The sequence below is a fragment of the Variovorax sp. GW821-FHT06D12 genome, from assembly GCF_059419205.1.
Genome location: NZ_JBWKRI010000011.1, coordinates 150,792 through 170,059 on the forward strand (window position 1 = coordinate 150,792; position 19,268 = coordinate 170,059).

Annotated in this window: 18 protein-coding genes; 6 read left to right on the top strand and 12 right to left on the bottom strand. The window is 69.4% G+C overall.

From position 1 onward, the window contains the following. The first annotated feature begins 6 nt into the window (after positions 1–6). From AC07SQ_RS28735 to AC07SQ_RS28745, 3 genes are read left to right on the top strand one after another with little or no spacing between them, the layout of a single operon-like run. The gene (locus tag AC07SQ_RS28735; protein WP_495272950.1) at positions 7–828 is read left to right on the top strand and encodes a basic amino acid ABC transporter substrate-binding protein; all 822 of its coding nucleotides are present in this window, start codon (positions 7–9) and stop codon (positions 826–828) included. Positions 829–844: 16 nt separating this feature from the next. After that, positions 845–1,837, top strand: coding sequence for a transglutaminase family protein (locus AC07SQ_RS28740; RefSeq protein WP_495272949.1), 993 nt, complete (start codon positions 845–847; stop codon positions 1,835–1,837). Next, positions 1,834–2,292: a RidA family protein gene (locus tag AC07SQ_RS28745; RefSeq protein ID WP_062476784.1), complete on the top strand. Its 459-nt coding sequence runs from the start codon at positions 1,834–1,836 to the stop codon at positions 2,290–2,292. The genes AC07SQ_RS28740 and AC07SQ_RS28745 overlap by 4 nt, the downstream gene beginning before the upstream one ends. A 22-nt stretch (positions 2,293–2,314) precedes the next feature. On the opposite strand, the gene AC07SQ_RS28750 is transcribed toward AC07SQ_RS28745, so the two are convergent. Next, positions 2,315–3,433 (bottom strand): ABC transporter substrate-binding protein, encoded by a 1,119-nt coding sequence (locus AC07SQ_RS28750; RefSeq protein ID WP_495272948.1) that lies wholly within the window; start codon positions 3,431–3,433, stop codon positions 2,315–2,317. Positions 3,434–3,634: 201 nt separating this feature from the next. Between AC07SQ_RS28750 and AC07SQ_RS28755 the strand changes: the two genes are divergently transcribed. Together AC07SQ_RS28755 and AC07SQ_RS28760 are read left to right on the top strand one after the other, a co-directional pair. Then, positions 3,635–4,699, top strand: a complete 1,065-nt coding sequence (locus AC07SQ_RS28755) for a sensor histidine kinase (protein ID WP_307583852.1) — start codon at positions 3,635–3,637, stop codon at positions 4,697–4,699. Beyond that, positions 4,696–5,328 carry a response regulator gene (locus tag AC07SQ_RS28760; RefSeq protein WP_062476788.1) on the top strand — a complete coding sequence of 211 codons (633 nt, stop codon included), beginning with the start codon at positions 4,696–4,698 and terminating at the stop codon, positions 5,326–5,328. Before AC07SQ_RS28755 ends, AC07SQ_RS28760 begins: the two co-directional genes overlap by 4 nt. A gap of 18 nt (positions 5,329–5,346) precedes the next feature. Here the strand turns inward: AC07SQ_RS28760 and AC07SQ_RS28765 are convergent, their stop codons facing one another. The 6 genes from AC07SQ_RS28765 to AC07SQ_RS28790 all read right to left on the bottom strand — a co-directional run bounded on the left by AC07SQ_RS28765 (position 5,347) and on the right by AC07SQ_RS28790 (position 12,255). After that, a complete protein-coding gene (locus AC07SQ_RS28765) occupies positions 5,347–7,101 on the bottom strand; it encodes a carboxylesterase/lipase family protein (RefSeq protein WP_495272947.1) in 1,755 nt (584 codons plus the stop codon). A 166-nt stretch (positions 7,102–7,267) separates the two neighbouring features. Continuing rightward, a complete protein-coding gene (locus AC07SQ_RS28770) occupies positions 7,268–8,272 on the bottom strand; it encodes a hypothetical protein (protein ID WP_487849166.1) in 1,005 nt (334 codons plus the stop codon). Next, complete coding sequence (locus AC07SQ_RS28775; protein ID WP_495272946.1) at positions 8,269–9,021, bottom strand: hypothetical protein; 753 nt, start codon at positions 9,019–9,021, stop codon at positions 8,269–8,271. The genes AC07SQ_RS28770 and AC07SQ_RS28775 overlap by 4 nt, the downstream gene beginning before the upstream one ends. Positions 9,022–9,290: 269 nt before the next feature. Further along, positions 9,291–9,950: an aspartate/glutamate racemase family protein gene (locus AC07SQ_RS28780; protein ID WP_495272945.1), complete on the bottom strand. Its 660-nt coding sequence runs from the start codon at positions 9,948–9,950 to the stop codon at positions 9,291–9,293. A 40-nt stretch (positions 9,951–9,990) separates the two neighbouring features. Beyond that, a complete protein-coding gene (locus AC07SQ_RS28785) occupies positions 9,991–11,445 on the bottom strand; it encodes an MFS transporter (protein ID WP_495272944.1) in 1,455 nt (484 codons plus the stop codon). Between the two features lie 273 nt (positions 11,446–11,718). Next, positions 11,719–12,255: a peroxiredoxin-like family protein gene (locus tag AC07SQ_RS28790; protein WP_495272943.1), complete on the bottom strand. Its 537-nt coding sequence runs from the start codon at positions 12,253–12,255 to the stop codon at positions 11,719–11,721. A gap of 119 nt (positions 12,256–12,374) precedes the next feature. On the opposite strand from AC07SQ_RS28790, the gene AC07SQ_RS28795 reads away from it, so the two are divergent. Then, entirely contained in the window at positions 12,375–13,025 is a 651-nt protein-coding gene (locus AC07SQ_RS28795; RefSeq protein ID WP_495272942.1) for a TetR/AcrR family transcriptional regulator, read from the top strand. Positions 13,026–13,031: 6 nt separating this feature from the next. On the opposite strand, the gene AC07SQ_RS28800 is transcribed toward AC07SQ_RS28795, so the two are convergent. The 5 genes from AC07SQ_RS28800 to AC07SQ_RS28820 are packed head-to-tail and all read right to left on the bottom strand — an operon-like array spanning position 13,032 to position 19,219. Beyond that, on the bottom strand, positions 13,032–14,063 hold the full coding sequence (locus tag AC07SQ_RS28800; RefSeq protein ID WP_495272941.1) for an acyl-CoA dehydrogenase family protein: 1,032 nt from the start codon (positions 14,061–14,063) through the stop codon (positions 13,032–13,034). A 26-nt stretch (positions 14,064–14,089) separates the two neighbouring features. Then, a complete protein-coding gene (locus AC07SQ_RS28805; protein WP_495272940.1) occupies positions 14,090–15,280 on the bottom strand; it encodes an acyl-CoA dehydrogenase family protein in 1,191 nt (396 codons plus the stop codon). Positions 15,281–15,320: 40 nt separating this feature from the next. Next, a complete protein-coding gene (locus AC07SQ_RS28810) occupies positions 15,321–16,289 on the bottom strand; it encodes a tripartite tricarboxylate transporter substrate binding protein (RefSeq protein WP_495272939.1) in 969 nt (322 codons plus the stop codon). A 38-nt stretch (positions 16,290–16,327) separates the two neighbouring features. Then, complete coding sequence (locus AC07SQ_RS28815; RefSeq protein ID WP_495272938.1) at positions 16,328–18,415, bottom strand: acetate--CoA ligase family protein; 2,088 nt, start codon at positions 18,413–18,415, stop codon at positions 16,328–16,330. Between the two features lie 6 nt (positions 18,416–18,421). Next, positions 18,422–19,219 (bottom strand): enoyl-CoA hydratase, encoded by a 798-nt coding sequence (locus AC07SQ_RS28820; protein ID WP_070059491.1) that lies wholly within the window; start codon positions 19,217–19,219, stop codon positions 18,422–18,424. Positions 19,220–19,268 lie beyond the last annotated feature (49 nt).

Genomic DNA, 19,268 nt, shown 5'->3' on the forward strand with positions numbered 1-19,268 from the left:
ATTTCCATGTCCGGCATCGCCCTCAACCGCCGTCTCACACTGACCGCCGCCAGCCTCCTGGTCGGCCTCGCGCTCGCCGGCTGCGGCAAGCAGGAACCTGCCGCGCCCGCGGCCGCTTCGGCACCGCCGCCCGCCGCCGCACCGCGCGTGCTGGTCGTCGGCACCGACGCCGCCTACACGCCCTTCGAATCGCAGAACGAAAAGGGCGAGGTCGTGGGCTTCGACATCGACGTGGTGAAGGCCATCGCGCAGAAGGCCGGCATCGAGGTGAAGTTCGTCAACACGCCGTGGGAAGGCATCTTCAACACGCTCGAGCTGGGCGACCGCGACCTGCTGGTGTCGGCCATCACGATCACGCCCGAGCGCCGCCAGACGATGGACTTCTCGCAGCCCTACTTCGAGGCCCGCCAGCTCATCGCGGTGAAGAGCGACTCGGCGGTCGCGAAATTCGACGACATCAAGAAGCTCAAGGTTGGCGTGCAGAACGGCACCACCGGCGACGAGGTGGTGGGCAAGCTGCTGGGCAAGTCGAGCACCGACATCAAGCGCTTCGAGTCGACGCCGCTGGCGCTCAAGGAACTCGAAGCCGGCGGCGTGCAGGCCGTGGTGGCCGACAACGGCGTGGTCGCCCATTACCTGGCGAACAACCCGGGCGGTGGTTTCAAGACCGTGAGCGACGCCGGCTTCTCGACCGAGCAGTACGGCATCGCCGTGAAGAAGGGCAACGCCGAGCTGCTGGCGAAGATCGACAAGGGCCTGGCCGACATCAAGGCCGACGGCACCTACGCCAAGATCTACGCCTCGCACTTCGGCGCCGAGTCCAAGTAGGCAACGGGCCGGCGCGATGCTGCTGCACGTCACCCACGAAACGCGCTACGCGTACGCGCCGGCGGTCGAGACGGCGCAGCACCTGGCGCACCTGCGCCCGCTGGCCACCGCCTCGCAGGAGCTCGTGAGCCACCAGCTCACGATCGACCCCGCGCCCGCGCAACGCAACGAGGTGCCCGACCTGTACGGCAACACGCGCGCCTTCTTCGCGCTCGAGTCCACGCACGACCACCTCATCGTCACGGCCGAAAGCGTCGTGAAAACCTCAGAGCCCGTGCTCTCGCCCGCCGTGGCGCGCGAGCTGCCCTGGGAGACCGTGCGCGAGCGCTTCCGCTTTCGCAAGGACGCGCCCTTCGACCCCGCTTCGGAGTTCGTGTTTCCCTCGCCGTACGTGCCGCGCCACGACGACTTCGTGGCCTACGCGCGCGCCAGCTTCGTGCCCGAGCGCCCCACCTTCGACGTGGCGATGGACCTCACCGAGCGCATGTACCGCGACTTCGCCTACGACGCCGACAGCACCGAGATCAACACCCCCGCCGTCGAGGCCCTGGCGCAGCGCAAGGGCGTGTGCCAGGACTTCGCCCACATCCTCATCGCGTGCTTTCGCGCCATGGGCCTGCCGGCGCGCTACGTGAGCGGCTACCTGCTCACGCAGCCGCCGCCGGGCCAGCCGCGCCTGGTGGGCGCCGACGCCTCGCATGCGTGGGTGTCGGTGTATCTGCCCGGCGAGGGCGAAGGCCCCGAGAGCGTGGGTGACTGGGCCGACTTCGACCCCACCAACGGCCGCCAGCCCGGCGAGGACTACGTCACGCTCGCCATCGGGCGCGACTACTCCGACGTCTCGCCGATGCGCGGCGTGCTGCATGGCGGCGCACGCCACACGCTGCATGTCGGCGTGACCGTGCAACCCGTGGGGGAAGTGGTGCAGCTGCCGGCGTCGGCGACGCAAACACAGACACAATCACCCCCGTCATCGTCATCATCATCCCCAGATCAGGAGTCTCCATGAGCGTTTACGACAAGCTTTCCAGCCTCGGCATTTCCCTGCCCCCGGTGTCCGCCCCCGCCGCCGCCTACGTGCCCTTCGTGCAGACCGGCAACCTCGTGTTCCTGTCGGGCCACATCGCCAAGAAGGACGGCAAGGTCTGGGTCGGCCAGCTCGGCGCCAACATCGGCACCGACGAAGGCAAGCAGGCCGCACGCGCCATCGCCATCGACCTGCTCGGCACGCTGCACGCGGCCGTGGGCGACCTCAACAAGGTCAAGCGCATCGTCAAGGTGATGAGCCTCGTGAACTCGGTCGGCACCTTCACCGAACAGCACCTGGTGACCAACGGCGCCAGCGAATTCTTCGCCGAAGTGTTCGGCCCCGAAAAGGGCGCGCATGCACGCAGCGCCTTCGGCGTGGCGCAGATCCCGATGGGTGCTTGCGTCGAGATCGAGCTGATCGCGGAGATCGGCTGATCTTCTTCAGGGCGGCTCAGCCTCAATGAATGAGCCGCCCGCCATTTCCGATCATTGAAAGCGTCACGGGGTGCGGACGCACACCCGGATCGTCGCCACTCGACACCGGAATCCCCTCGATCTCACGCCGCAGCATCAGCTTCATGGCGTCCTGCATCGAGCGGCGTGGTGAAGCGGCCAGCGCCGAGCGCGCCGCCTCCACCGTCACCATCGCCACCACGTACCCTTCCAGCGAAAAGTAGCTGAACTCGTCGCGGCCCATGTGGCTGCGCATGTCCTGCTGGTAGCGCTGCACCAGCGGCGAGGTCGCCAGCCGCGGGTTGGGCATGACCTGCGAGATCACCGTACCGCGCGCCGCCGGCCCCACGCTCTTGGCGAGCACCTCGCCGTTGACGATCGAGAGCATGTACGGCGTCGGCCTCGCAACACCGCTCTCCGCCGCCAGCCCCGACAGCAGCTTCACCCCGCACGGCGTCACGCACAGCGCGAACAGCGCGTCGGGCTTCGCCGCACGCACGCTGGCGGCCAGCGCGGCGCCGTCCATCTGCGCCAGCGCCACGCCCTGCTGCCCCACGAGTTCGATGCCCGCGCCGCGCAGCGCGATCTCGAGCGCGGCAAAAGCGTCGCGTCCCAGCCCGTCGTCCTGCCAGACCGCGAAGACGCGCCGCTGCCGCACCGACACCGCCTGCGCGACCAGCTGGCGCACCTCGTCGGCGTAGCTTGCGCGCAGGTGGTAGATGAGCGCGCGCTGCGCGCCGTGCAGCGCCGACGCGCCGGTCATCGCGCCGATCAGCGGCGTGCCCGCCTCGCGCATCGTCGGGTAGGCCGCGTCGATGTGCGAGGTGCCGGCCGACAGGCCCAGCGCGTCGACCTTGTCCTGCACCACGAGCTGGCGGATGTTCTGCGTGTGGCGCTCCACCGAGTAGCCGTCGTCCAGCGCGCGCCACACCAGCTTGTGGCGCCCGAGCAGGCCGTCGCGCTGCACGCGCGCCAGGTAGGCGTCGATGCCGTCCTTCACGTTGCGCCCGGCCTCGCCGAGCGGCCCGCTCAGCGGCAGCGACTGCCCCACCACGATCTCGTCGGCGCGGCCCGGCAGGCCCAGGCACAGGAGGAGCAGAGGCGCAAGCCAGCGGTAGACCATCGTCGTGTCGTCCTTGCCGGCGTCGCCGGCCGTGGGGCAGCCTGAAGCAGGCGGGCCCCGATCTTGGCGGCGCACCGCATGCGGCGGCCATCGGACATTTCCGGCCGGCGCTACGGGGAACCCTGCTGCTCGCAAACCCTCGGGCGCGGCCGTGCGGCGCGGCCCGCGACCTATCATGCAGCGCGCCACCGCCCGCCCCCCATGACAGCACCCGCCCGCGAGAGCCTGCAGGACATGCCCTTCGACACCATCGTCGAACAGGCGGTGGCGGGCATCTACGTGATCCAGGACGACCGCTTCGTCTACTGCAACGCGACCTGGGCCGCCATCGTGGGCTACACCGCAGAGGAAATGACCGGCATGTCGCTGGCCGAGATCGTGCCGCCCGACTTCGTGGAAGTCGTGCGCTCGCGCATCCGCATCCGGCTGGCGGGCAATCCGCCGAGCATGCACTTCATCACGCGCGGCCTGCACCGCGACGGGCGCGTGCGCTTCGTCGAAGTCCATGGCTCGCGCATCGAGCACCGGGGCCGCCCGGCCGTGATGGGCGTGGGCGTGGACGTGACCGACCGCGTGCGCAACGAGGAAGAGCGCCAGCGCTCGCGCGAGCAGCTGCAGGCCCTGGCGGCCTACACCGCCAACAAGCTCGAGGAGCAGCGGCTGGCGCTGTCGCGCGACGTGCACGATGTGCTCGGTGGCATGCTGACCTCGATCAAGATGGACGCCACGCGCATCCAGCGCCGCGCCGACAACCCCGAGGTGCAGGCGCTCACGCAGGGCCTGATCGCGCTCACGCAGCAGACCATCGACACGGTCAAGCAGATCTCGGAGGCGCTGCGCCCCAGCGCGCTCGACCACCTCGACCTGTCGGTGGCGCTGGCCCACGAGCTGCAGGCCTTCACGCGCCGCTCGGGCGTGCTGCATTCGCTGGACACCGACGCGCCCGCGCTGCGGCTCGCGCCCAAGCAGGCCACCGCGGTCTACCGCATCTTCCAGGAAGGCCTGACGAACGTCCTGCGCCACGCGAAGGCACAGCGCGTGGACGTGCGGCTGCGCGTGGACGGCGAGCGCCTGCGGCTCGCGCTGCACGACGACGGCTGCGGCTTCGACCCCGACGCGCCCGAGGGCAGCGCGCTGGGCCTTCTGAGCATGCGCGAGCGCGCGCGCGAGATCGGCGGCGAGCTGCACATCCACGCGGCGCCCGGCGCGGGCACGCGGCTGGCGCTGAGCGTGCCGCTGCTGCAGCAGGAAAGCGGCCCCACATGATCGACATCCTGATGGTCGACGACCACACGATCTTCCGCTCGGGCCTGCAGCGGCTGCTGCTCGACGAGACCGACCTGCGCACCACGGCCGAAGCCGGCAACGGCGCCGAGGCGCTTGAGCTGGTGCGCCAGCGCCGCTTTGACGTGGTGCTGCTGGACATCAACATGGAAGGCCGCAACGGCCTGGAGGTGCTGGCCTCGATCCGCGCGCTGCAGCCCGCGCTGCCGGTGCTCATGCTGTCGATGTACGCCGAGGAGCAGTACGCGCTGGTCGCCATCCAGGCCGGCGCGCGCGGCTACATCGCGAAAGACGCGGAGCCGGCCGAGCTGGTGCGCGCGATCCGCTGCGTGGCGGCCGGCGGCCAGTACCTCAGCGCGCGCGCCGCCTCGCAGGTCAGCGGCCAACTCGAAGGCCGCGACGACCGCCCCGCGCACCAGCGGCTCACGGTGCGCGAACACCAGATCATGCTCATGATGCTCAAGGGCCTGTCGCTCACCGCCATCGGCGACGAGATGCTCATCAGCGTGAAGACCGTGAGCACGCACCGCAGCAACATCCTCGACAAGCTGGGCGTGGCCAGCACGGCGGAGCTGGTGCTCTATGCCGTGCGCCACGGGATCATCCAGTAGCTCGATCGCTTCAGAAACTCAGCGTGTGCCGTTGCGCAGTGGATCGACCGAATCGGGCAGCGCGTTGAAGTCGATCTGCTGGAACAGGAACTCGCGCTGCTGCGGCGACAGCAGCGAATAGCGCGGCCAGAAGAACAGGTAGTCGTCGGCCGACATGCGCGGCTGGTTGTCGAAGACCATGCGCTTGCTGCACAGCAGGCACACGAAGTTGGTCCAGTTGTTCCAGGTCGTCTGGCCGTCGAACATGCGGCTCGGTGCGCCGTAGCGGGCAAAGCTCGCCGCGTGGCCGATGAACTTGTCCGACAGCGCCTTGCGGCTGCTGGCGTTCGCGGAGCTCCAGGCAAAGCGCATGAAGTTCGGCTCGTCGGTCACGAAGTTGCCGAACAGCGCCGCCACGTCGATGCCGTGGAACGCGCCGAAGGTGTCTTTCCAGGGCTGCGGCGTGTCGTCCCAGTTGTAGTTGTAGCGGTAGATGTCGCCGTTCTGCAGGCGCAGCACGCGGATCACGTTGTCGATCACGTTGTCCAGCGCGTAGCTGATCACTTCGTGCGTCTGCGTATAGATCGGCCGGAACTCGGGCTTGATCAGCTGGTTGAAGGTGACGCTACCGGGCGCTGCGTAGTTGGTCAGGTTCCACAGCTCCTGCTGCGAGGGCTGGCCCATGCCGAACAGGAAGGCGAAGTACGAGCCCTCGTCGTGCGTGGAGCCGATCATCAGCGGCATCTTGTTGTAGTTGCCCGCGAGCAGCCCGGGCAGCCCGCTCGCGCGGATCACGGTGCCGTCGGTGAAGTGGCCGGGCACCACGGGGCTGGGCGTGAACTTCATGATCTGCGCCGCGCTGGCACCGCGCAGCAAGGCGGCGATGTCGGCGGCGCTCATGGTCACGCGCTGCGCCGCGGCCTGCAGCGTGGTCGAGGCGCGGCCGGTGTCGACCAGCAGGTTGTCGATCAGCGAGTCGGCCGCCAGCGTGCCCACCACCGGCGGGTAGGCATTGGGCACGCCCGACATGCACAGCGCGCGGTGGAACTTGCCGTCGGCCAGCGGCGACTGCAGCAGGCCCCAGGTGTTGATGCAGCCGGCCGACTGGCCCGCCACCGTCACCTGCCCCGGGTTGCCACCGAAGGCGCGCGCGTTGGCCTTCACCCAGTCGAGCGCGCGCACGAGGTCCAGCGTGGTGAAGTTGCCCGAGTCGTCCAGCGCGTTGCCGGTCTTCATGGCCGGGTGGTTCAGCCAGCCCAGCATGCCCATGCGGTACTGCACGGTGACCACCACCATGTTGGCCTTCTGCGCCAGGTAGGCGCCGTCGTAGGCCGGCTCGCGCGCCGAGCCCTTGGTGTTGCTGCCGCCGTGGATCCAGAAGAACACCGGCAGGTTCTCGGCGCTGGAGTTCGGTCGCCACACGTTCAGGTACAGGCAGTCTTCGGTGCCCACCGGCTGGCCGAAGGTGGCCGGGTCGGGCTCGCCGAAGGGGTTGCCGACCTGCGCGCACATGCCGGCCAGCGTGGTCGCGGCACGCGCGCCGCTCCACGGTTGCGGCGGCTGCGGGGCGCGCCAGCGCAGGTTGCCGACGGGCGGCTGCGCGAAGGGAATGCCCAGGAAGGCGTGCGTGTTGTTGGCCGCGACCTTGCCGTAGATCTGGCCGGCGTCCAGCATGCGCGTGAGGCTCTGGTTGTAGGCGGCCAGCGTGGGCGCCGCGAGCATTGCGAGCGTCCACAGGACCGTGGTGCGAAGCAGCAGGCGAACGAGGCCTGCGAGAGAACGGGAGCGGTGCATGGTGGTTGTCTCCTCGAGGTGGATGCGGCGGGCTCTGACGGCCTCGGTCATGCATCGATTCTCGTGAGCACCCTGCCCCGCCCGCCTCGGTGTCATCGCAGGGGGGCGGCAAGAATCCTCCGATTGACATCCGGCCCGCAAAGGGCCATGCAACGCTTGGCGGCTGCTACTTGCGCTTCCAGCTCGCCACGGTGATGTACACGCCGGTTTCCTTCGCGTCGCGCAGGCGCACGCTGTAGCGGCCCGCGCCGTCGGTGCCGTTGAAGACGACCTCGCGGCCCTCCTCGTCCAGCGTCGCGCCCTTGGCGAGTTCACGGTAGGCGTCGACCAGCTTGGCGATCGGCTCGTAGCTGCGCAGCGTGACCTCGGCGTCGGGCAACCGCGCCTCGGGGCGCTGGGCGCTCTGGTAGGCCGTGCGCATCGGCAGGCCGGCCAGCCCCTTGGGCAGCACGATCTTGCCGGCGCTGGCGGTGCTGTTCACCTCGGCCGTCTGCACCAGCAGCGGATGCAGCGACGCCGGGAAGCCCGGCGGCAGCTGCTCGGCGCGCCAGCCCGGCACGCCCGGCTGGCCGGTGATGTATTCGACGCTGGCGATCTTCTGCGCGGCGGCCACGTCCGCCGGATCGTCGCTGTCGGCCATGGCCGCGAGGAACGACGGCAGCTGCTTGCTCCAGGCCACCAGCGGCGCGGCGTCGGCCTGGCTGGCACCGGCACGCTGGAAGACCGACAGCACGGTCTGCGGCAAGGGGTTGCACACCTTGGGGTCGTCGCGCTTGGCGGCCGCGCGGCAGTGGCCGTTGACCAGCCCCACCGCCTGCACGCGGCCGTCGGCGTCGATCAGCATCGCCGCGCGCTCTTCGCCGTGGCCGCCGCCGCTGACCGACGCGATGACCTGGCGGCCGTCGGGCCACACGGTGCGCGTGACGTCGAACTTCGAGCGCATACCTTCGAGCAGCTGCTGCGCGATCAGCGTGTCGGGCTCGGTGTAGCTGCCGCGCGCGTAGCCGACCAGGCCGATCACGGCGCTGCGGATGCGCGTCTGCTCGCTGAGGCGCAGCGTGGGCGGCGGCAGTTCCGTCGTGACGGGCGCCGCAGCGTCTTGTGCGTGGGCCGTGAGCGCGCAGGCGAACACCAGCGACGCGAGCGCCGCCGGAATCAAGGTCTTCTTCATTCGGAAATTTCCACTTCGATGTTCGTGATCGCGGGCATGTCGCGCGGGACCGTCGTGCTGACGGAGAAGCTCAGGCCGTTGCGGCTGCCGGCGATGAAGCCGTCGCTGGACTCGACGTCCTTCAGCGGCGGCGACAGCTGCTTGTAGAACGCCAGCACCTGCTGCGGCGTGTCGACGGTCTGCAGGCGCAGCACGCGCTTGGCCTTGGCGTCGCTCAGCGCGTCCTGCGCGGTGCCGTAGATCAATGCCTTGGGGTACAGCGGCACCTGCGCGGAGAAGGCCTTGTTGGGCCGCACGATGGGCCGCGCCGTGGTGTGCGCGGCGTCCATCGTGAGGTACTCGGTCGTGGCGATCTTCTCGCCCACGCCCTCACCGCCCTGCATGCGGTCGGGAACCTGCTGGCTCCATGCGACCAGCGGTTGCGCCTTGGCGCGGTCGAGGCCGGGACGCAAGAAGATCGAGAGCACGGCATGCTGGTCGTCGAGGCAACCGCTCGACGACGAGTCCTTGCCGCAGCTGCGATGCACCAGTGCGGCGGCCAGCACGTCACCGCTGCGGTCGTCGACCAGCACGGCCGCGCGCTCGCCGCCGTCGTAGGGTCGGCGATACGACGAAAGCAGTCGTTGGCCGTCAGGCAGCGCCTGCTGCTTGCGGTCGGGGCGCGAGGCCAGGCCCGAGATCAGCTGCTCGGCCAGCAGGCCTTCGGGCCAGTAGTACGAGCCCGACGCCATGCCCGCGAAGCGCGTCACGGCAAGGTCGAGTGCGGGGGCCTGGGATGTTTCCGGGGCGCGCTCGTGATGCGGCACGAGGACCAGCTGGGGTGTCGCGGTTTGTGCGACGGCGCCGAGGGAAGAGAGAAGAAGAAAAGCGAGGAAAGCGGAACGCGGTCGAAGGTGAGGCATGCAAGAAAGAAAACGAACGATGCGGCTTGCCCGACGTTGGCGGACAAGTGTGTCGTTTCATTCTAGAAGGCGTTCATTGCCAAAACGCCTCGCCTCTCATCGCCGCGACGAACGTCTCACGGCGTGACCGCGAGCTTCGAACACAGCAGCCGCATCGCCGCACCGATCGGCGCGATCACCGGCACCTCGAAGCGCGGTGCGAGCGCGAGCGCGGCCTGTCCGAGCGGACCGCCGCCGATGATCACGGCCTGCGCGCCGTCGTCGTCGATGCAGCGCTGCACGGCCTGCGCCAACGCCTCTTCGAGCGCCTTCGCATCGGCCGCGAGCGCACGCGGATCGCCCTGCGTGAGTCGGATGCCACTGAACTGCGCGCGCAAGCCGAGCGCGGCGGCGCGCGCTTCGATCGGCGCCACCAGGTCGGGCGTGACGGTGGCGATGCCGAAGCGCCGCCCGCCCTCGCCCGCCGCGAGCATGGAGGCTTCGGCGATGCCGACCACGGACACGCCGGCCTCGCGCCGCAGCAGCGCCACGCCGGGGTCGCCGAAGGCGCTGACGATCACGCCGTCCCAGCCCTCGCCCGCCGCTGCGCGCCACACCTTCAACACCTCGTGCGCGGCCGCGTTCAGCTCGTCTTCGTTGACGATCATCGGCGGGCCCTGCACCGCCGTGCGGCCGGTCACGCGGCAACCGGCGGGCGCTTCGGCGGACGCGATGCCGACCATCATCTCGGTGGTGGCGACGGAGGCGTTGGGGTTGATGAGCAGGATGTCGGGCATGCGGAAAAGCGCTTTCTTTGGAGATCGTTCGGTGCGCGGTTCAGTTCGAGCGGGCCAGCGTCGCGCCCGGTGCGCGGTCTTCGGCCTCGGCCTCACCGGGCAGCGGCAACGCATCGGGCGACTGGCCGTAGGTCTCGGGCACGCACTGCACGCTGGCCACGAACACCGCGTACATCGCGGCGGCCAGGCCGAACACGCCGACCAGCCCGAAGCTGTCGAAGAGGCGACCCGCCACCAGCGGCATCAGCGCGCCTGCCGCCGTGCCCGTGGCCAGGATGAAGGCCGTGCCGAAGGCGCGCACGCGCGTCGGGTACAGCTCGGGCGCGAAGATCCAGATGGTCGTGTTGAGCAGCAGCACGAAGAACTGGAACACCGCGCCCGCAATGAGGATCACGACGATGCTCTTGGCCACGAAGCCGATGGTCAGCGCCGCGAGGCAGGCGCACACGGCGCCGGCCGTCAGCACGCGCTTGCGCGGAAAGTGAAAGCCCAGCAGCGAGGCCGCGATGGCGCCCAGCAGGCTGCCGCCCTGCATCACCATCGTGAACAGCAGGCTCTTGGACATGCTGTAGCCCAGCGTCACGAGGATGGTCGGCATCAGCGTGAGCACCGAGATCTGCGCGCCGTAGGTCATCCAGATCGTGATGCACAGCGGCACCGTGCGCCGCGCCAGCGCGCCGCGGAAAATTTCGGTCACGCGCACCTTCGGCCGGGCGGCCTGCGCCAGCGTGCCGTCGTCGGTGATGTAGGGGTGCGGCGCCGCCGGCTTGCCCGACAGCCGCCCCGAGGCGAGGCGCGACAGCACCGCGTTGGTTTCCTTCACACGGCCCTGCGACAGCAGGAAGCGCGGCGTCTCGGGGATGTAGCGGCGGTAGAAGGCGCCCAGCAGCGCAGGCACCATGAGGCAGGCGAACAGCCAGCGCCAGGCGTTGTCGCCCGGGAACATCCAGAACACCAGCAGACCGAAGCCCGGTGCGAGGAAATTGCCGAGCCCGCCCGCGCCCACGTTCACCATGCCCACGGCCGTGCCGCGGAACTTGGTCGAGCAGAACTCGGCCAGCATGGTGACGGCAATGGCGATCTCGCCGCCCAGCCCGAAGCCCACCACGGCGCGGCCCAGCGCCATCACCGTGAAGTTGGGTGCCATCGCGCAGATGCCCGCGCCGAGCGTGAACAGCAGCAGGTCGATCGACAGCATCACGCGCCGGCCGTAGCGGTCGGCAATGAAGCCCGAAATGATCCGTCCGATGGCCGCGCAGGCGAAGGTGACGGTGTTCAGGAAGCCGATGTCGGAGGCGCTCAGCCCCCACTGCTCGCGCAGCATCGGACCGACGATGCCGACCGCGTTCTGCTCGAAGGCATCGAACAGGCAGCCGATGAGGATCAGGAAAATGATCGTGTGGTGCGAGCGCGTGACGCCGATGGTGTCGAGCGCGCGATCGAGCTCCGCGACTCGGGGCGAGTCGGTCCCGGAGGAGAGTGCAGGTCCAGCCATGGAAAAACCCCTTGAGAAGGAATGAAGTGCTTGCTTGCGCGGTGCAGCCCGGTGTCGCGGATCGCATCGTAGGCGGCATCGCGCCTGAATGGCATATGGATTTCACCTACTTCAAATAGTTGAAATTCAAATTTCATTCAGTTGCGAGCGTTTGCAAGCTTCATGCCGGGTGGTTTTCAGGCCTGGAAGACGGGTTCTCCGGGGCTGGGCTGGCAAGTGGCGCCCGAGCGCACCTGCAGCGTGCGCTGGCGCACCGCAGGCGTGCGCCGCTGTCTAGGAACTCGCGGCGCCCGCCAGCGCCAGCAGTTCGTCGACCTCCCAATGATCGTCCGCGTGCCCGCCGTACTTGACGGCGACCACGGTGCCCCGAGCGTCGATGAGCACGTCGGCCGGCAAACCCGTGATGCCGTTCTCCGCCTTCCTGTAGAAGCGGCCCGTCGCGAGCACCCAGCGCAGGCCGCTCCAGAAGACGCGTGGATGCAGGAACGCCAGCCGCGAGGTTTCCACGCCGAAGCGCCGGTAGTGCGCCTTGGCGGGATCGGCCACGCAGTCGAACGGCAGCTGCGCCTGGTACTTGCGCATCTCCTGCGCGGACGAGTGAAAGAGCACGACCTCGCGGATGCCCGCCGCCGCCAGCTCGCCCTGCCTTCGGGCGAAGGCCAGCAGATGGAAGTTGCAGACCGGGCAGCCCGCGAAGCGGCGAAACTGCAGGTGGACCCAGCGCGAACCGGCGTCCGGCAGCTGCAAGGGCTTTCCGTGGATCGTTTCCAGGGCCGTGGCGGGCACCACATCGCCGGGCGAGAACTTCATTGATGATCCTTCAGGAAGGGTTGCGAAGACGCCGGGCCGGGTGGCGAGAAAGCGTTTTCCGTTTTTTAAGTACACTGTACGTTTATTACTTTACAACCTCTTCGAGAACGGAGTCAAGCGTGGGACGTCCCGCCAAATTCACCCGTGAACAGCTCCAGCAGGCCGCGCTGGCGCTGGTCGATGCGGACGGCCTCTCCGGCCTGACCATGCGCGCGCTCGCGAGCCGGCTGGAAACCGGCGCGATGACGCTCTACAACTACGTCTCGCAGCGCGAGGAGCTGGAGATGCTGGTGGTCGAGGCGGTGCTGGGCAAGGTGCGCTGGGAGACCGACGACCGCCTGCCCTGGCATGAAGCGCTGGAGGACATCGCGGTCGCGCTGTGGCGCGTGATCCGCGACCATCCCCATGTGATTCCGCTGATCCTCACGAAGCGCAGCCGCTCGCCCGCGGTGTTCGAAGTGACCGAAGCCCTGCTGCGCACGCTGGCCCAGAGCGGGCGCAGCGGCGCCCGCCTGCTCGTGGGTTTTCGCGCGGTGTCGGCGCTCATCATGGGCGCCGCGCAGGCGGAACTTGCCGGGCCGCTCACGCTGCAGGCCGACGAATCGCCCGACGACACCATCGCGCGCTTCCAGGCGCTGCCGCCGGACCGGTTCCCGCACCTGATCGAGATCGCGACCGCCGCCACGGCCAGCGATGCGGAGACCGAGTTCCGGGCGAGCCTGTCGTTGCTGATCGATGGCCTGCGCGCAGACGCTGCGCCGCAGGCCTGACGCCGCTCAGGCCAGGGCCAGCGCCTCGACCTCGTCCAGCGCACGCGAGGCTCCGCCCAGGCGCGTCGCCAGGTGCTGCGCGCGCTTGAGGTACAGGTGCGCGTCGTGCTCCCAGGTGAAGCCCATGCCGCCATGCACCTGGATGGCCGTGCGCGTGGCCTGCTGCGCGCCTTCGATGGCCGTGAACTCGGCGGCGGCGCAGGCAAAACGCCAGTCAGGCAGGCCGCCGTCGAGCGCGGCGGCGGCGTAGCGCACGGTCAGGCGCGCGTTGTCCACGCCCATCCACGCGTTGGCGAGCTGGTGCTTGATGGCCTGGTAGCTGCCGATGGACTTGCCGAACTGCACGCGCTCGCGGGCATAGGCGCTGGCGAGGTCGAGTGCGGCCTGCGCGACGCCGACGAGTTCCGCCGACAGCGCGACGCGATGCGCGGCGCGCACGCGGGCACGCGCTTCGGGCACGATGGGCAGCGTCTCCCACGCGAGCGATGGCGCAGGAGCCGCCGGCGCTTGCCGCAACGTGGGATCGAGCGCGTCGGACACAGCGCCCTCGGGCATCGGCCGCAGCGCGACGCGCAAAGGCACCGCATCGTCATGCCAGCCCTGCACAACTATGAGATCGGAAGCCTGCGCCGCATGGTCAATCCAGCCATCACCGTCCGCGATGCAATGGAAGGCACGCTCGCCCGCCATCGCCGTGCGCACCCAGTCGCGCAGCGACTCGGGCGGTGCCTCACCACACGCCTGCAGCCACAGCGGCAACAGCACGGCGCTGCCGGCCAGCGGCAGGTTCAGCAGTTGCTGGCCTGCGGCCTCGGCCACGATGCAGGCCTCGCTCATGCCGAGCCCCAGGCCGTCGTGCGCTTCGGGCACCAGCAGCGCCATCCAGCCCATTCCGGCCATGTCGGCCCACAGCGACTGCTGCGTGGCATCGGTCCAGGGCAAGGCGCGCCGTGCGCGCGCGAGCGGATGGTGGTCGGCGAAGAAGCGGTGGGCCGACGCGTGCAGCATCTGCTGCTCGTCGTTCAATGCGAAGTCCATGGCGGTCGTCGTGTCGTCGTCTTCAATCAGTTCTTGGGCAGGCCCAGCATCTGCTCGGCCAGGATGTTGCGCTGCACTTCGGAGGTGCCCGCCAGGATGGTTTCGGCGCGCGTCCACAGGTAGTCGCGCACCCAGGCCGCGGCCTGCGGGTCGGCGCCCGTGGGCTCGGGGCCGGCCAGCGCGCGCTCCCCCAGCACCTCCATGGCCGTGGCGAGCAGCTTCTGGTGCGACTCGCTCCAGTGCAGCTTGGTCGACGAACCTTCGGGGCCCGGCGGCCCGCCGCGCATCGCGTGCGTGAGCGCGCGGTACGACTTGAGCTTGAGCACGTGGCTGTCGACCGCCAGCCGCGCGAGGTCGCGCCGCAGGTGCGGGCAGTCGAGCGCCGGGCGTCCGCCCCTTTGCACGCCGGCCGCCAGCCGCGTGAGCGCGCCCAGCTCCTGCGTGAAGCGCACCTGGCGCGGAATGAAGTAGGTGCCGCGCTCGAAGCTCGCGGCGGCCATCGCCAGGCGCCAGCCGCCGTTCTCCTCACCCACCAGCGCGTCGAGCGGCACCTTCACGTCCTCGAAGAAGACCTCGTTGAAGTCCGACTCGCCCGTGATCTGGCGGATGGGTTCCACGCGCACGCCGGGGCTCTTCATGTCGACCAGCAGGAAGCTGATGCCCTTGTGGCGCGCAGCAGCGGCGTCGGTGCGCGCGAGCACGAAGCAGTGGTCAGCAATGTGTGCGAACGAGGTCCACACCTTGTGGCCGTTGAGCACGTAGTGGTCGCCGCGCCGCTCGGCGCGCGTGGACAGCGCCGCAAGGTCGGAGCCCGCGCCGGGCTCGGAGTAGCCCTGACACCAGATCTCGCGGTTGCTCAGGATGCCGGGCAGGTAGCGGGCCTTCTGCGCCTCGCTCGCGAAGTGGATCAGCGTGGGCGCCAGGATGCCGTGGCCGATGATGTTCACGCCCAGCGGCGCACCAATGCGGGCCTGCTCCTCGTGGAAGATGGCCTGCCGCGTGAGCGGCCAGGCCTTGCCGCCGTGGGCCTCGGGCCAGCCCAGGCCCGACCAGCCGGCCTGGCACACGTGGTCTTCCCAGGCGCGGCGCCATGTCAGCTCGTTGGCGTCGGGCACGCCGCCGGGCCAGGCCGCGACGAAGCGCGGATAGTGCGTCTCGAACCAGTCGCGCAACGTGAGGCGGAAGGCTTCGTCTTCCGCCGAGTAACCCACTTGCATGCTTGTCTGCTTTCTCGTTCTTGCTGATGGATCGCGCAGGTCAGTCGGCCTTTGCGCCCGAGTCTTTGATGACCTTGGCCCATTTCACGATGTCCTTGCGCAGGAAGGCGGCGAACTCCTCGGGCTTGTTGCCGATGATGTCCAGGCCCAGGCTGCGGAACTTGTCCTTCACCTCGGGTTCCTTGAGCACTTCCTGCAGTTCGTCGTGCAGCTTGTTCACGACCGCCGGGGGCGTCTTCGCCGGCGCGACCACGCCCAGCCACGGCATCGCTTCGTAGCCGGGCAGGCCCGACTCGGCGACGGTGGGCGTGTCGGGCAGCGACTGCGAGCGCTGCGCCGTGGTCACGGCCAAGAGGCGCACCTTGCCGTCCTTGATGAAGGGGCCCGAGGACGCGTACGCGTCGAACATCACCTGCAGCTGGCCGCCGATCATGTCGGTGAGCGCGGGCGCGCTGCCCTTGTAGGGGATGTGCTGCATCTTCACGCCGGCCACGCTGTTGAAGAGCTCGGCCTCCAGGTGCGTGGACGTGCCCGCGCCCACCGAGCCGTAGTTCGCCTTGTTGGGGTTGGCCTTGAGCCAGCTCACCAGCTCGCCCACGTTCTTCGCCGGAATGCTCGGATGCACCACCAGCACGTGCACCACCGAAGCCACCTGCGAGACCGGTGCGAAGTCTTTCACCGGGTCGTAGTTGACCTTGCTGTACAGGCTGGGCGCGATGCCCAGCGACGAGGCCGCGAGCAGCAGCGTGTGGCCGTCGGGCGCGGCCTTGGCCACGTACTCCGAGGCGATCATGGTGCCGGCGCCGGGCTTGTTCTCCACCAGCACGGGCTGGCCCAGGCGCTTGTGCAGCCGCTCGGCCAGCAGGCGCGACATGATGTCGGCCGCGCCGCCCGGTGAGAACGGCACGACGAGCGTGACGGGCTTGGTCGGGTAGGTCTGCGCCGCGGCAGTGCCGCCCGCCAGAGCGGCGGCGGCCAGGGCCACGCAGGCCAGTGCTTTCTTGAACATGGGATGTCTCCTGTCTCTGTCGATGGTTGTGGTTGTGTCTACGAAGCCAGGACCAGCGCGTCGAGCGCGCGCACGCCCTGGCCCTGTTCCTTCACGAGCAGCGGGTTGACCTCGACCTCGTCTGCCTGTTCCTGCAGCGCCAGCACGGCGCGTGAAAACCCGGCGATGGCGCGGCACGCGGCCTCGACGTCGCCCAGCGGCCGGCCGCGGTAGCCCGTGAGCAGCGGAAAGGCCTTGAGCTCGCCGAGCATGTCGCGCGCCATGGCCTCATCGACCGGCAGCACGCGGTGGCTCACGTCCTTGTACAGCTCGGTGAGCACGCCGCCCAGGCCCACGGTCAACGTCATGCCGAACACCGGATCGCGCGTGGCGCCGAGGATGAGTTCGGCCTGCCCTGCTTCCATCTTCTGCAGCAGCGCGCCGTCGATCTGCGCCGTGGGCGCGTAGGCGCGCGCCGAGGCCATCACTTCGTCGAAGGCCTTGCGCACCTCCTGCGCATTGCCCAGGCGCAGGCGCACGCCGCCGGCTTCGGTCTTGTGCGCGATGTCGGCGCTGAGCACCTTGAGCACGACCGGAAAGCCCAGCCGCCCGGCCACGGTCGCGGCTTCGTCGGCCGTGCGCGCGATGGCCTCGTCGACCGGCTGCACGCCGAACTCCGCCAGGTAGCGCTTGGTGGTGTGCTCGTCGGCGCGGCCTGCCAGCGTGGCGCGCGCGGGTGCGGGCTGGCTGCGCACCTGCAGCCACGGGTTGTGCTTGCGCCGCTCCTGCCACAGCAGGAAGGGCGACAGCGCCGACACGGCCACGCCGATGTCCTCGAACACCGGCACGCCGCCCGCGCGCAGCTGCTCGCGCGTCTTGGCCGCACCGGTGTCGATGGCAACGATCAGGCGCGGGTGCTTCTCGGCCACGGCGCACAGGTCGTCGGCCATGCGGTCGAGCATGTAGCCCGGCGCGTAGACCACGATGGCGTCGATGGCGTCGGACACCGCCAGCGCTTCCATCGCGGTGCGCACGAAGCCGGGGTCGTTCACCACGTTGCCCGTCACGTCGACCGGGTTGGAGACCATGCCGTAGTCGGGAATGCCGGCGCGCAGCTGGTCCTGCAGCGGCTGCGGCAGCGTGGGCACGTCGAGCCCCTGGCCGATGAACTTGTCCGCCAGGATCGCGCCCAGCGCGCCCGAGATGGTGATGATCGCCACGCGCTTGCCCGCGCTGCGCTGCCGGTAGCCGGCCAGGTGCGCGAGCTGCGCCATCTGCGCGAAGTCGTGGCTCTGGATGATGTTGAGCTGGCGAAACGCCGCCTGGTAGATCTGCTGGTCGCCCGCCAGCGCTGAGGTGTGCGAGCGCACGGCCTCGGAGCCCTTCTCGGTCTCGCCGGCCTTGTAGAGGATGAGCAGCTTGTCGCGCCGCACGAACTCGGCCGCGGCCTCCATGAAGCGCGGGCCGTCGCGCAGCTCTTCGATGTAGCCGATGCCCACTTCGGTGGCGTCGTCCTGCGCCAGGTATTCGAGGTACTGCGCGAAGTCCACGCAGGCTTCGTTGCCGGTGTTGATGAAGTGGCTGAAGTCCACGCCCAGCCGGCGCGCAATGGCGTACACGGCCGCGCAGACGTTGCCGCTTTGCGTGAGCAGGCTCACGCGGCCCGGGCCCTGCTGCATCGGCGCGGTGTTGAACACCGAGGCGAAGTTGGTGTGGGCCTGCGTGTTGAGGTTGGCGAAGCCCATGGCGTTCGGGCCCGCGACCACCATGTCGGTGGTGGCCACGAAGGCCTCCAGCTCGGCCTGCAGCGCGGCGCCCGCGTCACCGGCTTCGGCAAAGCCCGCGGCATACACGATGACCGCGCGCACGCCGCGCGCCTGGCAGCGCTTGAGCATCGGCGTGACCTCGGCCGCGGCCAGTGCCAGCACCACCAGGTCGGGCGCGGCGGGCAGCGCTTCGAGGTCGGGCCAGCAGCGCAGGCCGAAGACTTCTTCGTACTTCGGGTTGATCGGGTAGATCGCGCCCCGGTAGCCGAATGTCGTGAGGTGCGCGAGCGGCATGCCGCCGATGCGCGCGGCATTGCCGCTGGCGCCGACCACGGCGATGGAGGCCGGGTTCAGCAGGGGTTCGAGACGGTGCAAGGTCATCTTGATTCAGGCGGAGGCGGGGTTCTTCTGGATGGCCGAGGCCAGGCCGCGGTCGCGGGCCGTGAGAAAGCCCTCGCTCAGGTGCGAGAGCTGGTGCGTGTCGAAGTGCGCGGCCAGCGCGGTGCGCAGGCCCTGCGCGTCGAGCGTGCGGTTGATCGAGCGCTTGATCAGGCGCAGCCCGAACGGCGGCGCCTTGGCGATCTGCTGCGCCAGCGCCAGTGCGGCGTCGGCCAGTTCCGCATCGGGCACGACGCGGTTGACCATGCCGATGGCGTGCGCCTCCTGCGCCGACAGCTTGCCGCCGGTGTAGAGCATTTCCTTGGCCTTGCGCGCGCCCATCACCCACGGGTGGATCAGCACCTCGGTGGCCGCCGCGCCCAGCGTGTGGCCCACGGGGTCGCTGAAGAAGGCCGACTCGCCCGCGACCACCAGGTCGCACATGTTGGCGATCATGAAACCGCCCGCCACGCAGGCGCCCTGCACCTGCGCGATGGTGGGCTTGGGAAAGTCCCAGATGCGCATCGAGTAATCGAAGTAGCGCAGCTCTTCGTAGGCCCAGCGCTCTTCCACGGTGAAGTTCGCGCGCTCGGCCTGCGCCTGCTTGAGGTCGTGGCCGGCCGAGAAGTGCGCGCCCTTGCCGCCGAGCACCACGGCGTTCACCGTATCGTCGCGCGCGGCGTCGTCGAAGGCGGCCATGAGCTCGTCCAGCATCTGCTGGCTCTGCGCGTTGCGCTGGGCGTCGCGGGCCAGCAGGATGCGGCGCACGGCGCCGTGGTGTTCGATTTCGAGGGTGTCGTACGCCATCGTGTGTCTCCGGGTCTGTGTCTGGGGCGGGCGCAGTTTAGACTTCGAA

Coding starts and splice junctions, on each gene's coding strand:
- AC07SQ_RS28735 (WP_495272950.1), top strand. CDS start 7: ATGTCCGGCATCGCCCTCAACCGCCGTCTCACACTGACCGCCGCCAGC.
- AC07SQ_RS28745 (WP_062476784.1), top strand. CDS start 1,834: ATGAGCGTTTACGACAAGCTTTCCAGCCTCGGCATTTCCCTGCCCCCG.
- AC07SQ_RS28755 (WP_307583852.1), top strand. CDS start 3,635: ATGACAGCACCCGCCCGCGAGAGCCTGCAGGACATGCCCTTCGACACC.
- AC07SQ_RS28815 (WP_495272938.1), bottom strand. CDS start 18,415: ATGACCTTGCACCGTCTCGAACCCCTGCTGAACCCGGCCTCCATCGCC.
- AC07SQ_RS28790 (WP_495272943.1), bottom strand. CDS start 12,255: ATGAAGTTCTCGCCCGGCGATGTGGTGCCCGCCACGGCCCTGGAAACG.
- AC07SQ_RS28780 (WP_495272945.1), bottom strand. CDS start 9,950: ATGCCCGACATCCTGCTCATCAACCCCAACGCCTCCGTCGCCACCACC.
- AC07SQ_RS28805 (WP_495272940.1), bottom strand. CDS start 15,280: ATGCAAGTGGGTTACTCGGCGGAAGACGAAGCCTTCCGCCTCACGTTG.
- AC07SQ_RS28785 (WP_495272944.1), bottom strand. CDS start 11,445: ATGGCTGGACCTGCACTCTCCTCCGGGACCGACTCGCCCCGAGTCGCG.
- AC07SQ_RS28820 (WP_070059491.1), bottom strand. CDS start 19,219: ATGGCGTACGACACCCTCGAAATCGAACACCACGGCGCCGTGCGCCGC.
- AC07SQ_RS28810 (WP_495272939.1), bottom strand. CDS start 16,289: ATGTTCAAGAAAGCACTGGCCTGCGTGGCCCTGGCCGCCGCCGCTCTG.
- AC07SQ_RS28765 (WP_495272947.1), bottom strand. CDS start 7,101: ATGCACCGCTCCCGTTCTCTCGCAGGCCTCGTTCGCCTGCTGCTTCGC.
- AC07SQ_RS28770 (WP_487849166.1), bottom strand. CDS start 8,272: ATGAAGAAGACCTTGATTCCGGCGGCGCTCGCGTCGCTGGTGTTCGCC.
- AC07SQ_RS28760 (WP_062476788.1), top strand. CDS start 4,696: ATGATCGACATCCTGATGGTCGACGACCACACGATCTTCCGCTCGGGC.
- AC07SQ_RS28750 (WP_495272948.1), bottom strand. CDS start 3,433: ATGGTCTACCGCTGGCTTGCGCCTCTGCTCCTCCTGTGCCTGGGCCTG.
- AC07SQ_RS28740 (WP_495272949.1), top strand. CDS start 845: ATGCTGCTGCACGTCACCCACGAAACGCGCTACGCGTACGCGCCGGCG.
- AC07SQ_RS28800 (WP_495272941.1), bottom strand. CDS start 14,063: ATGGACTTCGCATTGAACGACGAGCAGCAGATGCTGCACGCGTCGGCC.